The 13316-nt window shown below is 75.1% G+C and carries 11 protein-coding genes and 2 tRNA genes; 7 read left to right on the top strand and 6 right to left on the bottom strand.

From position 1 onward, the window contains the following. Nucleotides 1–86: 86 nt before the first annotated feature. Nucleotides 87–174 (top strand) — tRNA-Ser (locus EKG83_RS01110). 58 nt (nt 175–232) lie between these two features. Here EKG83_RS01110 and EKG83_RS01105 read toward each other — a convergent pair. Continuing rightward, nucleotides 233–2683, bottom strand: coding sequence for an endonuclease/exonuclease/phosphatase family protein (locus tag EKG83_RS01105; protein WP_033433430.1), 2451 nt, complete (start codon nt 2681–2683; stop codon nt 233–235). Between the two features lie 602 nt (nt 2684–3285). On the opposite strand from EKG83_RS01105, the gene EKG83_RS01100 reads away from it, so the two are divergent. After that, complete coding sequence (locus EKG83_RS01100) at nt 3286–3501, top strand: hypothetical protein (RefSeq protein WP_153277827.1); 216 nt, start codon at nt 3286–3288, stop codon at nt 3499–3501. A 456-nt stretch (nt 3502–3957) separates the two neighbouring features. Here EKG83_RS01100 and EKG83_RS01095 read toward each other — a convergent pair. From EKG83_RS01095 to EKG83_RS01085, 3 genes are all read right to left on the bottom strand, one after another. Beyond that, nucleotides 3958–4042 (bottom strand) — tRNA-Ser (locus tag EKG83_RS01095). A gap of 67 nt (nt 4043–4109) precedes the next feature. Further along, the gene (locus EKG83_RS01090) at nt 4110–4544 is read right to left on the bottom strand and encodes a nucleoside deaminase (protein ID WP_033433506.1); all 435 of its coding nucleotides are present in this window, start codon (nt 4542–4544) and stop codon (nt 4110–4112) included. Nucleotides 4545–4567: 23 nt separating this feature from the next. After that, nucleotides 4568–5056, bottom strand: coding sequence for a tRNA adenosine deaminase-associated protein (locus EKG83_RS01085; RefSeq protein WP_033433428.1), 489 nt, complete (start codon nt 5054–5056; stop codon nt 4568–4570). An 89-nt stretch (nt 5057–5145) separates the two neighbouring features. Between EKG83_RS01085 and EKG83_RS01080 the strand changes: the two genes are divergently transcribed. The 5 genes from EKG83_RS01080 to EKG83_RS01060 all read left to right on the top strand — a co-directional run bounded on the left by EKG83_RS01080 (nt 5146) and on the right by EKG83_RS01060 (nt 12478). Further along, nucleotides 5146–6381 carry a M20 metallopeptidase family protein gene (locus EKG83_RS01080; protein ID WP_033433427.1) on the top strand — a complete coding sequence of 412 codons (1236 nt, stop codon included), beginning with the start codon at nt 5146–5148 and terminating at the stop codon, nt 6379–6381. A gap of 378 nt (nt 6382–6759) precedes the next feature. Then, a complete protein-coding gene (locus EKG83_RS01075; protein ID WP_033433426.1) occupies nt 6760–7710 on the top strand; it encodes a prephenate dehydrogenase in 951 nt (316 codons plus the stop codon). A 9-nt stretch (nt 7711–7719) separates the two neighbouring features. Then, nucleotides 7720–9429, top strand: a complete 1710-nt coding sequence (locus EKG83_RS01070) for a fibronectin type III domain-containing protein (protein ID WP_033433425.1) — start codon at nt 7720–7722, stop codon at nt 9427–9429. A gap of 57 nt (nt 9430–9486) precedes the next feature. Beyond that, entirely contained in the window at nt 9487–11268 is a 1782-nt protein-coding gene (locus EKG83_RS01065) for a fibronectin type III domain-containing protein (RefSeq protein ID WP_033433424.1), read from the top strand. Between the two features lie 25 nt (nt 11269–11293). Then, nucleotides 11294–12478: a thiolase family protein gene (locus EKG83_RS01060; RefSeq protein WP_033433423.1), complete on the top strand. Its 1185-nt coding sequence runs from the start codon at nt 11294–11296 to the stop codon at nt 12476–12478. Nucleotides 12479–12530: 52 nt separating this feature from the next. Here the strand turns inward: EKG83_RS01060 and EKG83_RS01055 are convergent, their stop codons facing one another. Then, on the bottom strand, nt 12531–13145 hold the full coding sequence (locus tag EKG83_RS01055) for a putative glycolipid-binding domain-containing protein (RefSeq protein WP_051766471.1): 615 nt from the start codon (nt 13143–13145) through the stop codon (nt 12531–12533). Then, entirely contained in the window at nt 13142–13315 is a 174-nt protein-coding gene (locus EKG83_RS01050) for an antitoxin (RefSeq protein ID WP_084716832.1), read from the bottom strand. Before EKG83_RS01050 ends, EKG83_RS01055 begins: the two co-directional genes overlap by 4 nt. Between the last annotated feature and the right edge of the window lies 1 nt (nt 13316).

Raw genomic sequence — 13316 nt, 5'->3', positions numbered from 1 at the left:
CCGCGCGGCTCCCCCGGCGGGCGCCTCCGCACCTCTCTGACCACCCGTTTTGTCCGGCCAGACGCCCATCCGGTACCCTCTGCGGCGGAGGATTCGCATAGCGGCCTAGTGCGCACGATTGGAAATCGTGTTGGGTTAACCCCCTCACGGGTTCAAATCCCGTATCCTCCGCCAGCGGTACGGAAAGGCCCCGGGACTCGACCGAGTCCCGGGGCCTTTCCGCTGGTCGGCGTCACGTCCTGGGCAGGCACTCCAGGACGTCCTCCAGCAGGAAGACCACCTTGTCGACGTTCGCGTTGCCGGTGCTCGGGCGCACCTTCACGACCTGCGGGTCGTGGTCGCTGGCCTGGTCGGCGAACTCGGCGTTGACGTGCACCACGTCGTAGCGGTACCGGGTGATGTTCGAGCTGATCAGCAGGTGGTCGAGGGTCTGCGAGTTGCCCTCGAACACGTAGCTGTACCGCTCGGCCTCGGGGAGGGTGTCGATCAGGGCGACGACCTGGCCGCCCGCGGTGAGGGTCCGGACCACCGGGGAGAACTGGTAGTCGTTGAGGTCGCCCGCGAGGACGACGTTGGCGCCCCGGTCGACGGCCTTCACCTGGTCGACGAAGCCCTTGAGCAGCGCGGCCTGCTTCGCCCGCTGGACCTCGGAGGTGCGGTTCGGCTCCTGGTAGCGGCCGTGCACGGCCTGGTCGCCGCCCTTGGAGTTGAAGTGGTTGGCGACCACGAACACGGTGCGACCGCGGAACTTGAACTCGCCGGCGAGCGGCTTGCGGCTGTCCTCCCACGCCGGGTCGGCGGGCGCGACGCGGCCCGGCGACACCGACAGCGCGGCCCTGCCGTGCTGCTTGACGACCTGGACCGGGGTGGTCGCGTCGCCGCCCGCGCGGTCCACGAAGGACACGCGCGCCGGGTTGAACAGGAACGCCACGCGGATGTTGCCGCCGGGCGCGCCGCCGTCCTCGCCGTCCACCGGGTCGACCTGCCGCCACTGGTAGCGCAGGCCGCCCGCGGCCGCGATGGCGTCGGTGAACTTCGCGAACGTCGCGCCGGCGGTCACCGTGCCGTCGTCGGTGGTGCCGTTGTCGTCCTGGATCTCCTCCAGCACGACCACGTCCGGGTTCGCCAGGTTGTCCACCACGGCCGCGGCCAGGCGGTCGAACTTGGCCTGCTCGTTGGTGGCGGCCAGGTTCTCCACGTTGTAGGTGGCCACGGACAGCTCGTAGCCGCGCTGCGCGTCGGTCCGCTCCCGCTGGATGCCGCCGGAGGCGTACTCGCCGACGGACTTGGCCGCCAGGGTGTAGCCGCCGAAGTTGGTGTACTCGACGTTGCCGACGGTCGCGCCGCGCCAGGTGTCGCCGACGTTGCTCCTCGGCGGCGTCGCGCTGCCCGGCTTGACCTTGATCCGGCCGTTGTTCGGCTGGTCGTAGCCGAGGTAGACGGTGCCGCCGCGCGGGGTCGGGTTCTGCTCGGGGCGCAGCGTCACGAACGTCTCGTCGAAGCCGTTGGTCGGGCCGACCACGCGGACGTCGTTCGCCTGGACGTACATGCCCTCGCGGGACTCGAAGTAGTCCTGCGAGTAGGTGGCCGGCTCCAGCGGCAGCTGCTCGATGCTGCCGCCGCCCGCGGTGGGGGTGTAGCCGGCGGGGACGGACAGGACCTCCGGCGCGGGCAGGGCGTTGCCCTTGGACTTCACGGTGACCGTGGCGCCGGTCAGCTCGGTGAGCGTCTGGAGGGAGTTGCTCGCGGCGTCACCGGCCGGCCGGTACTCGGCGACGGTGCCGGTGACCAGCACGTCGTCACCCGGCTCCACGGTCGGGGCCAGGTTGGCGGTGTAGACGAACACGCCCTCGCTGGTGCGCGGGTCGGCGTCCGGGGCGGTGTCCTGGATCCAGAAGCCGCGGTCGCCGGTGTTGCGGACCGCGGTGACGACGCCCGGGACGCCCGCGACGCGCCGGCCCACCAGCGGCGAGATGCGGGTGGTGCCCTGGATGTCGCGGATGCGCTTGTCCCCCGGCTGGGGCTCCGGGTCGGGGTCCGGGTCGCCGGCGCCCTGGCCCTTGCTGTTGACCGGCGTCGGCGCGCCCGTGGTGAAGTCCGCGGAGTTGTCGTCGGTGTCGGTCAGCGCCGGGCGGGCCGCGGAGGTGGTGTTGCTCAGGTTGGCCGTCGGCGTGGTCTCGCGGACGACGGTCGAGGTGCCGTAGCCGACCAGGTCGCGGATGCGCGCGTCGGCACCGCAGTCGGCGGCCGTCTTGCAGGTCAGCGCGGTGGTGGTGGCGACGAGCGCGACCGTGCCGCCGCTGCCGCCCATGGCGGTGGTGCCGGTGGCGTCCGGGGTGGGCAGCTCCACCGTGCCGCCGGAGCCCTTGGCCTGCGCGACGAGGAAGCGGGCGCCGGGGGCGATCGACCCGGTCAGCGGGGTGACCTGCCACTGGCTGCTCGCGCTGGCGCTCGCGGGCAGGTACTGGACGCTCCAGCCCTCGACCGACACCGGGACGGCGCCGCGGTTGGCCAGCTCGACGAAGTCCTGGGTCAGCGTCGCGCCGGAGTTGCCGCCACCGCCGTAGACCTCGGCGATGAGGGCGTCCTGGCTCGGGACCGCGAGGGTCGGCGTGGCCAGGGCGAGCGTCACGGCCGAGGCGGCCGTGACCGCCGCGCCCAGGCGGAGCGGGGTGGGTCTCAAGGGGTCCTCCGGGAAGTTGGCGGGGGTCCGCGCATCTTCCCCGGATCGAGTGAACGACGGTAGACGCCGTCACTAACTGTTGACCATTGACCCTTCACTCGAACGTGTGTTCGAGCATGGGGTAGAGTTTTGGCGCGCCCAGCCGGTGGCCCTCCCAGCGCCGGGTCGGGCGCGGTGCACGCGACAGGGGCGTCGAGCCGGGCCTGACGAGGAGCGAATCGACGCCCCTGTGCCGCCTCGTGGCCCTTGCGCGCGTGGCCGGCGAGGTGCCGGCTTCGACCGCGGCGCTGCGCCCCACCGGTGACACCGGAACCGTGCCACAGCGGATGCCCGGGCGCTCCGCGGCGCCCCGGAGAGAGCCGGAAGTGATGTACGTCACATCTTCCGGGTTTGCCCGTCGCCCGGAGTTCGCTCGGTGCCACTTTGGGTAATGGGTCGTAACCCGGAAGAGCGAATTGCCCCGGATGACCTTGTTCGGGCGCGGCGGGCGGATCGAGAATGCTCTTACCGCAAAAAATACTTCGCCGTTCGGTGGCGGCGATCTGCGGTCAGAGCCATTAGTACACCAAAACGTGGGCGGCCTGTCGCTTTAGGCTTTGTCCATGACAGCTCTCGTCGGCGCCTGTCCGTGGGCGTTCGTGGTCGTCGTCGCGCTGGTCCTGTTCTTCGTGTTCGGTGTGGTTTGGCTGGTGTTGTGCAAGAAGGAGAAGGATGACGAGGTGATCATCCGCCTCTTCCCGAAACCCGAGATCACCATTGGCCGGGTTACCCGTGGGCGGGCGGGTGCGGTGAGGCCGGGGCGGGGCCGGGGCGAGTAGGGGCGTTCGTTCGAGGGGAATCGCGGGGCGTCGGCCGCGATCGAGGAGGGCTTCGCCGGGTCGGTCGGGATTTGGTTGGCGAGGACCGGCGGGTGCGGGGAATGGTCTGGCGGTTCGGGCGATGGGGGATCTTGCCGGGTGGGCGCTTCGGGGCGGGGCCCTCTATTGCGAGACTGGGGTGAGCCGAATTAAACCGCGGTAGGCGGGCAACATCGGTGCGGGTCGGGAAGCGTGGTCCCCGTGCAGGCGGGGGTGGTCCCCACGAGCTGACCGACCAGGGGTACGAGCTGTTGTGGTCTCCGCGCGGGCGGGGGTGGTCCGGGGTTGCCGTATCGGGAGCGGATCGGCGCGGGATGGCCTCCGCGCGAGCGGGTGGCCCGGCGTCAGGGCCCACAACATCAGGGCCCCAACGTCAGAGCCCCGGTTGCCGTGATCGGCAACCGGGGCTCTGAGCAGCGGTGGCGGTGGGATTTGAACCCACGGAGGCTTTCACCTCACACGCTTTCGAGGCGTGCTCCTTCGGCCGCTCGGACACGCCACCGCCGAGAACAATACAAGACCGCCGGCCGTGCCCCAAACGGGGGTCCCTCACAGCTCCTGACCTGCGCTCACAGGTCGTGGAAGAAGGACTCCATCAGGGCGGCGCAGCGGGCCTCCAGGACACCTCCCACCACCTCCGGGCGGTGGTTGAGGCGCCGGTCTCGGACCACGTCCCACAGGGAGCCCGCGGCGCCCGTGCGGGGTTCCCAGGCGCCGAAGACGACTCGCTCGACCCTCGCCAGGACCAGGGCGCCGGCGCACATGGTGCAGGGCTCCACGGTGACCGCCAGGGTGCAGCCGGTCAGGCGCCAGCCGTCGCTGTAGGCGGCCGCGGCGGCTCGGAGGGCCAGCACCTCGGCGTGCGCGGTCGGGTCGCCCAGGGCCTCCCTCGCGTTGCAGGCCCTGGCCAGCTCCGTGCCGTCCGGGGCGTAGACCACCGCGCCGATGGGGATGTCGCCGGTCTTCGGCGCCTCGGCGGCCACCGCCAGGGCGTCCTCGACCATCGCCTCGTACGGCTCGTCGGTGGTCACGCCTGGATGGTGTCCAGGACCTTGGTGAACTCGTCACCGAAGCCGCAGCGCTGGGCGATCATCTGCAACTGCTCGTCCGGGTACAGCTCGACCTCGTCGACGATCACCTGGAGCTCGTGCTGCGGCATGCCCAGGTCGGCGAGGACGGCGAGGTCGCCCTCCGGCCACAGCTCGTCGTCCTCCTCGTCGGGCGGGTCCACCCGGAGCAGGTCCAGGACGTCGGCGGCGATGTCGTAGTCCAGCGCGGCGGCGGCGTCGGAGAGCAGGAGCGCGACCCCGCCGGGGACCGGGCGCAGGATGATGAAGAACTCGTCGTCCACCGCCAGCATCCCGAAGACGGCACCTGTCGAGCGCAGTTGGCGCAGTTCCGTGATCGCCGCATCCAGCTCGGACAGCGCGGAGCTGTCCATCTTGCTGCACCGCCAGCGGCCGTCCTCACGGACCACCGCGACAGCGAAGCCGTTGACCGGCTCCTGGTGTGCCATGTGCACACCGTAGGGCCATGGGCACGCGCTCGGTAGCACGGGGCCCTCGGGCGCGGGCGACGGGGGCTTTCCGGTGCCACTATCGAGGGATGAGCACAACTCTGCCGCACACGTTGACGACCGCCGCCGAGCCCAGGTTCACCGGGCTGGTGGAGGCTGCCAGGGCCCTCCAGCCGAGGACCGTGGCGCTGCGCCGGCAGGTGCACAAGCACCCCGAGCAGGGCTTGGACCTGCCCGCGACCCAGGCCGCGATCCGGCACGCGCTGTCCGGCCTGCCGCTGGAGGTGACCACCGGCGAGTCGTGCAGCTCGGTCACCGCCGTGCTGCGGGGCGCCCGGCCGGGGCCGACCGTGCTGCTGCGCGGCGACATGGACGCCCTGCCGCTCCGGGAGGAGACCGGGCTGGCCTACTCCTCCGAGGTCGACGGCACCATGCACGCCTGCGGCCACGACACGCACGTCGCCATGCTGGCCTCGGCCGCCCGCCTGCTGTCGTCGCGGCGGGAGGCGCTGGCCGGGCAGGTCGTGTTCATGTTCCAGCCGGGCGAGGAGGGCCAGCACGGCGCCCGGCACATGCTCGACGAGGGCGTGCTGGACGCGGCGGGCACGCCGGTGGAGAAGGCGTTCGCCCTGCACATCACCTCGACGCTGCAGTCCGGCGTCGTCGTCTCCCGCCCCGGCCCCACGATGGCCTCGGCCGACACCTTCCACGTCACCGTCACCGGTCGCGGCGGGCACGGCGGCATGCCGCACGACGCGGTGGACCCGGTGCCGCCCGCCGCCGCCATGGTCGGCGCGCTGCAGACGATGGTCGCCCGGCGGGTCAGCGTGCACCAGCCGGCCGTGGTCACCATCGGCCGGATCGCCGCGGGCACGACCACCAACATCATCCCGGAGACCGCCCTGGTCGAGGGCACCGTCCGGACGCTGTCGGAGGACACCAGGGCGCTGGTGCACCGCGAGCTGCGGCAGGTCGTGGAGCACGTGGCCGCCGCGCACGGCTGCACCGCCGAGGTGGAGATCGTGCCCGGCTACCCGGTCACGGTGAACGACGCCGAGGTCGGTCCGCACGTCGTGGACATCACGGCGGCGGCGCTGGGTCCGCGCTGGGCCGCGCCGATGGAGGACCCGCTGATGGGGGCCGAGGACTTCTCCTACGTGCTGCAGCGGGTGCCGGGGGCGATCGCGTTCCTGGGTGCCTGCCCGCGCGGGGTCGAGCTGGCGCAGGCCGAGCCCAACCACTCCAACCGGGTGCTCTTCGACGAGGCCGCGATGGAGCACGGGGTGGTCGTCTACACCGCGTTCGCGCTCGACGCCCTGAGGTAGGCCGGGGGGCGGGCCGCCCCGGGGAGGCCGGGGGACCGGCGACGGGCGGGGAGCAGCCGGGTGGCGGCGCGAGGCGGCCGCCGGTCGGAGCACGGGCGGCGCGAGTGCGGTGGTGGTGGCGGCGGTGGTCGCGGCGGACCGCGGTGCGGCGGTGGTCGCGGCAGACCGCGGTGCGGTCGGGGTCGCGGCAGACCGCAGCGCCGTCAGGGTCGCGGAGGACCGCGGTGCGGTGGTGGTCGCGGAGGACCGCGGTGCGGTCGGGGTCGTGTTCATGACCCCGACCGTGCCGGCGGCCGGGCGAAGCCGCGAGCGCCGATCTCCGACCTGTGGACAACTCCGGAATCCCTCGCACGCCGGGGCGCCGGCAGGATGTGCGCCGTGCGAAGCGTGTGCGTGGTCGGGCTGGGGTTGATCGGCGGGTCGGTGCTGCGCGCGGCAGCGGCGGCGGGTCACGTGACCTGGGGCGCGACCGCCTCGGAGGACGACGCGCGGGCCGCGGCGCGGGACGGCTACGACGTCGTCGACCTCGCCGCCGCCCTCGAACGCGCGGTTGTACAGGACGCGCTCGTCGTCGTGGCCGTTCCGCTGCCGGCTGTGGAGAACGTGCTGCGCGCCCTCCCCGAGGGCGTCCGCCTCACCGACGTGGTCAGCGTCAAGGGCCCGGTCGCCGACCTCGTCGCGCGGGTCGCGCCGCACGCCCGCTACGTCGGCGGCCACCCCATGGCCGGCACGTCGAGGTCCGGCTGGGACGCGGGCCGGGCGGACCTCTTCCGCGACGCGGCCTGGGTGGTCACCGCCGAGGACGGCACCGACCTGGACGTCCTCTCCGACGTCGTCGGCCTGGCCCTCGCCGCCGGCGCGCACGTCGTGCCCACCACCGCCGCCGAGCACGACGCCGCGGTGGCCCGCATCTCCCACCTGCCGCACGTGCTCGCCGCCGTGCTGGCCAGCGTCGGCGCGGACGGCGGCCCGCTGGCCCTCGCGCTGGCCGCGGGCTCGTTCGGCGACGGCACGCGCGTCGCGGGCAGCCGCCCCGAGCTGGTCCTGGCGATGTGCGAGGGCAACCGGGCCGCGCTGCTGGACGCGGTGGACGACGCGCTGGGCCGGCTGGGCGCGGCGCGCGGGTCGCTCGCCTCGACCGGCGGCCTGGCCAAGACCGTCGAGGCCGGGCACGCCGCCCGCCTGGAGCTGGAGCGCCGCCCCGACCTCACCGACACCACCGTCGACCTGACCTCCCCCGGTGCCCTGCGCGCGCTGCGCGACCTCGGCTCCCGCGGCGGCCGCGTCGTCGCGCTGAACGGCTCGACCGCGCTCGCGCGCACCCCGTAGGGTCGGGGGGTGGCACGACGCCGGCTCCTCGCCCTGGTCGGCGGCCTGGTGCTGCTCGGCGGCGCGGTCGTGGTGCTGCGCAACGAGTCCGCTCCTCCCCCGTCGCCCGGCGGCTTCGAGCGCTTCCTCGACGAGCGGGTCGCCTACGTCGCGGACACCCGGGAGCCGCGCCCGCCCACCGACCTGGTGCTGACCGCCCTGGACCGCACCAGCCTGCGCGCGTCCTGGGAGGCCGGCGGCGGCATCGGGTACGGCGGTTTCGAGGTGCGCTGGCAGGACCGCACCCGCCTGGTCCAGGGCACCGAGACCGAGCTGACCGACCTCGACGTGAACGCCGAGGTCACCGTGGAGGTGCGCGCGGTCGGCGCCCTGGGCGCCCGGTCCGCGCCGGCCACCGCGACCGCCGTGCCCCGGCTGGCGTTCGACGAGTCCTGGCTGGAGGGGCTGTTCCCGCCGGTCGACGTGTTCGACGGCCCGGCGGCGCTGACCGGGCACCGCTGGCGGGTCCTGGACGACGACTGCCTGGGCCTGCGCCCGTTCAGCGGTGAGCGGGTGGAGGTCACCTGCCGGTCGGTGGACCTCCAGTCGAACGTGCCGATGTCCCCGGGCGAACCCGGCGCCGACGGCGCGGTGGGCCGGGTCGTGCTGACCACCGACGGCCCGGCGGGTGCGCAGGGCGAGCTGGTCGTCGCGCTGCTGCCCGAGCCGTTCCAGGACCTGCCCCGGCTCGACGAGCACGTGCCGCCGGGCGCGGTCCTGCTGCGCATCACGCCGCAAGGCGCGCGCTTCGACATCGGCCCGGGGGTGCCCGCCACGCAGGCCCAGGTCCCCGTCGCCGGCACGTCCACCCCGCCCCGGCCGGGTGTCCGGCACCGCTGGGAGCTGCGGGTCCGGCCGGACGCGGTGCTGGCGCTGCGCGACGGCGAGGTGGTGGCCGCCGCACCGGTCGCGGTGCCGTGGCGGGTGGCGCGGCCACGGCTGGCGCTGCGCGAGGCAGGCGGCACCCTGCTGGACTCGTTCGGCACCGGCGGCGCACCGGCGGAGCCCGAGCCCGCCCGGGTGGTGCCGCTGGACCGCAGCCCCGGCACGAACCGCGGCACGTCCCTGGGCGAGGTGGACCCCCGCTCGGTGGCGGGCGGGACGTCGGCGCGCGTGGTCGCGGTGGTGATCGCCGAGCCCGGCGCGCCGGTCACCGCGGAGCTGGGCGCCCGGTCCGCGCCCGCGGCGCTGGTCCCGCTGGGCCCTCGCACCTCCCTGCTGGTGGCCGACTTCCCGCTGCCCGCGCCGGAGGGCGCCCTGCCGGTGCGGGTCCGCGGCGAGGGCGACCTGTTCGTGTACGACTCGCGCCTGGTGGTCACCGACGTCCCGGACGCGCGCCGCCCCCCGCCCCGGCTCGTCGACCTGCCGGAGGTCCCGCCCGGGGTGCCGCAGCCGGGGATCACCCTCCAGCGCGACGGCGACCTGGCGCGGGTGGCCGTCGAGCTGACCGACCGCGACGCGCGCGAGATCGCCCCGGTGCGGGGCCTGGAGCTGCTGCTGGACGGCGAGCGGATCGCCGCCCTGCCCGCCGGCGGGGCCGCGGGAGGGCGCCACGAGTTCACCCTGGACACGGCAGGCGTGCCCACCGGCGGGCACCGGCTCACCGCCCGGGTGCTCCCGGCGGACCAGCGCCGGGACGTGCGGTCGGCCGAGCACGAGTTCCAGATCCGGCCGCTGTAGGTCTCGGCTCCGCAACGACGTAGTGACCGCCGTCACCGCGCCACCTAGCTTGACGCCATGGACCGTCGCCGGATCGCGCTGATCGCCGCGGGTGCGGTGCTGTTCGGCGGTGTCGTGTGGGTCCTGCGGACCGCGGGCGTCGGCGAGCCGAGCAGCGCCACCCCCACCTCCGCGGCGGCGCCCACGTCGCTCGCGCCGTTCGCCGCCGAGGGCGTGCTGGTGCCGACCGCGGGCGCGCCGCCCGAGGCGCCGCGGGACCTGGCCGTGACGTCCGGGCCCCGGCGGCTGCAGCTGCGCTGGCGGGGCGAGGCGCCCGGCTACGAGGTGCGCTGGGGCGCCGACCGCTCGAAGCTGGTCACGGACACCGCCGTCCAGCTCGACGGGCTGGAGGACGAGCGGGCCTACGACGTCGAGGTGTACGCGGTGGACGCGTTCGGGCAGCGGTCGGCGCCCGCGAAGTCCTCCGGCACCCCGCACGGCGTGGCGGTCGACGGCTACTCGCTGGTCGACCGGTTCGACCGGGACGACGCGCCCGACCCGCTGCGGTGGCGGACGGCGTCCCGGCCGAACTGCGCGCGGGCCGCGCCCGGCCGCGGTGACGAGGGCAGGCGGCTGGTGCTGACCGGCAACTGCGCGGCGGCGCCGACCACGCTGCGGTCGCGCACCCCGTTCGTGCCGCGCGACGGCGACGAGCTGGGCCGGTTCGCGGTGGAGACCGACGCGCCCGGCTCGGACGGCGAGCTGGCGCTCGACCTCGTGCCCGGACCGGTGTCGGTGGGCGGCGGGGACGGCCTGCCGCCGGGCTCGGTGCGGCTGCTGGTGGCCACCGGCAACGGGTCGACGTCGGTGCGGGTGCAGACCGCGGACGGCGCGCCGACCGAGCCGGTGCGCGAGGTGCCGCGCCTCGACCCGGGCCTGAGCCACCGGTGGGAGCTGGTGCTGCGGCGCGACGGGGCGCGGGTGCTGTTCGACGGCGGGCTGGTGGCGACCAGCCCGGCCGTGCCGCGGTGGGCGGAGGCGACCGCGCTGGTGTCGGTGTCCGGGCCGACCGCGCAGCGCGCCGCGTTCAGCCTGGTCGCGCTCGACTCGGCGCCCGCCTCGCCGCCGCCGCTGGTGCCCGGCCCCGAGGTGGAGGTCTCGGTGGCGGACCGGCCGCCGCCGGACCGGTCGTGGGCGGCGCTGCCCGGGGTGACCGGCGGGCAGCTGCGGATGGCGCTGCTGCACAGCGACGCGTCACCCGGGGCGCCCGCGCTGGAGGTGTCGGTCGCGGGCGTGCGGGTGCCGCTGCGGGCGGCCGTGCCGGGGGCGCCGTGGCGGCCGGGCGCGGCCTACCCGGTGGTGGCCGACCTGCCGGTCGAGGCGCTGCGGGTGGCCTCGCCGAAGCTCGCGGTGACGCTGCTGACCGGGCTGCGGGTGCAGGTGACGCACGTGGACCTGGAGCTGACCGGCACGCCCGGCCCGGCGGCGCGGCCGGACGCCGTCGTGCCGGTGGAGCCGGAGCTGGCGCGGATCGACGGGACGGTGCTGGACGCCGGCGGGCTGGCCGTGCCCCAGGGCGCGGCGGTGCCGCCCGGGCGGCTGGTGTTCGACGTGCTGCTGAGCGGTCGGCCGGGCGTGCCGCTGGCCGGGCTGGCCGGGTTCACCCTGCGGGTGGACGGCGACCGGGTCGCGGCCCTGCCGACCGACCGGGCCGGGCCGGGCGTGGCCGGGCGGTACCGGTTCGCGCTGAACACCTCCGGGTTCACCGCCGGGCCTCACCTGATCGAGGTGCGGTTGTTCGGCACCTCGGGTGACACCCGCTCGACCTCGGCGTTCGTGCACTTCTTCATCGGCCGGTGACGGCGACCGGTGCCACGATGGGCCCATGCCACGGCCCCTGGTCCTCGACGCCGCCCGCACCCCGTTCGGCCGCTACCGCGGCGGGCTGTCCGGCGTGCGGGTCGACGACCTGGCGGCGCTGCCGATCACCGAGCTGCTGCGGCGGCACCCCGGCCTCGACCCGGCGCGGGTGGACGACGTGCTGCTGGGCAACACCAACGGCGCGGGCGAGGAGAACCGGGACGTCGGCCGGATGGCGGCCCTGCTGGCCGGGCTGCCGGCCTCCGTGCCGGGGGTGGCGGTCAACCGGCTGTGCGCGTCGGGCGGCGAGGCGGTCGTGCAGGCCGCCCGGGCGCTGGCGCTGGGCGACGCGTCGCTGCTGGTCGCCGGCGGCGTGGAGGGCATGACCCGGGCGCCGTTCGTGGTGCCGCGGCCGGAGCGGGCGTTCGCCGACCGGCTGGAGGCGGTGTCCACGGCGCAGGGGTGGCGGCTGGTGAACCCGCGGCTGAGGGCCGACTGGACCGTGCCGCTGGGGCGGGCCGCCGAGGACGTCGCGGTGTCGCTGGGCATCACCCGGGAGCGGATGGACGCGTTCGCGCTGCGGTCGCACCGGCGCGCGTCGGCGGCGTGGGACGCGGGGGTGCACGACGGGTTCGCGTTCCCGGTGCGGCTGCCGGACGGGTCGCGGGTGCGGCGGGACGAGTCCGTGCGGCCGGAGGCGTCGCCGGAGAGGCTGGCGCGGCTCCGGCCGGCGTTCTCCGCGGGCGGGCCGGTGACCGCGGGCAACGCGTCGCCGCCGGGCGACGGGGCGGTGGCGCTGCTGATGGGCGACGAGGGCGCGGCGGAGTCGCTGGGCGTCACGCCGCTGGCCGAGTTCCTGGGCTCGGCGGTGACCGCGGCCGAGCCGCAGCTGTCCGCCCTGGCGCCGGTGGCCGCGATCCGGAAGCTGGTGGAGCGGCTGGGGGTGCCCGTCGGGGACGTCGACCTGTGGGAGGTCAACGAGGCGTTCGCGGCGGTGGCGCTGTCCGTGCTGCACCACCTGCCGGAGGTCGACCCGGAGAAGGTGAACGTGCACGGCGGCGCGATCGCCTACGGGCACCCGCTGGGCGCTTCCCTGCCGCGGGTGGTGGTGGACCTGTGCCGGCACCTGCGGGCGCGCGGCGGCGGGGTCGGCGTGGCCGCGGCCTGCGTCGGCGTCGGGCAGGGGATGGCGATCGCCGTCCGGGCGTGACGCCGTCCGCGTGCGGGGCCGTCCGGGTGCGGGTTCCCGGGGTGCGGGGCCCTCAGATCCGGTAGGAGATCCGGGGGTAGTCCACCACCAGGCCGGTCCGGTCGAACGTGATGTCCTGCCGGAACTCGCCGTGGGTGAAGGAGACCACCGACCGGTCGTCGCCGATCGACACCGTGCGGTACCGCTGGCGGACGAGCTGCACGGACAGGTCCGGCAGGGTCACGTAGACCACCGGCAGCTCGTGCTCGCCCTCCTCCAGCTGGAGGTTGAGCCGGCGCACCGGGATGGCGTTGAACAGGACGGCGAACTGCACGTCCACGTCCACCGCGCCGTCGAAGTCGGCCCGCTCCGCGCCCTGGCCGTGGTCGACCAGCCAGGTGCCCTCGGACGAGCGGCTGATCGAGACGTGGCGCTCCTCGGACAGCGTGGCGGTGCGCAGCAGCACCCGCTTGACCGCGCCCGTCTCGCCGACCGACACCTCGTAGGAACCGCTGAACTGCCCGGCCGGGCCCGCGGTCACCAGGCGGCCGGAGGCGCGCAGCTTGCGCTCCGAGAGCAGGAACCTCACCTGCTCCAGCCTGGGCACGTCGTAGCCCTGCCAGGTCACCATCTGCGCGGCGGGGGACCGGGTCTCACCGGTCGGCGCCGCCTGCTCGGCCGTGTTCACTGCCCACCCGGGAGGATGTCCTTGGCCATCTCGGCCACCGACTTCACCTGCTCCTCGTGACCGATCCGGTCGGCGACGAGCCCCGCCACCCGGTCGATCCCGGCGTCGACCTGCTCGTGGTGCTGTTCGAGCAGCTCGGCCGCCTTGCCCTTGATCTCATCGAAGTTCATG

This window comes from Saccharothrix syringae, assembly GCF_009498035.1.
Taxonomy (GTDB): Bacteria; Actinomycetota; Actinomycetes; order Mycobacteriales; family Pseudonocardiaceae; genus Actinosynnema; species Actinosynnema syringae.
Note: the sequence above shows the minus strand (reverse complement) of the source record. Positions and strands in the feature narration are given on the sequence as shown.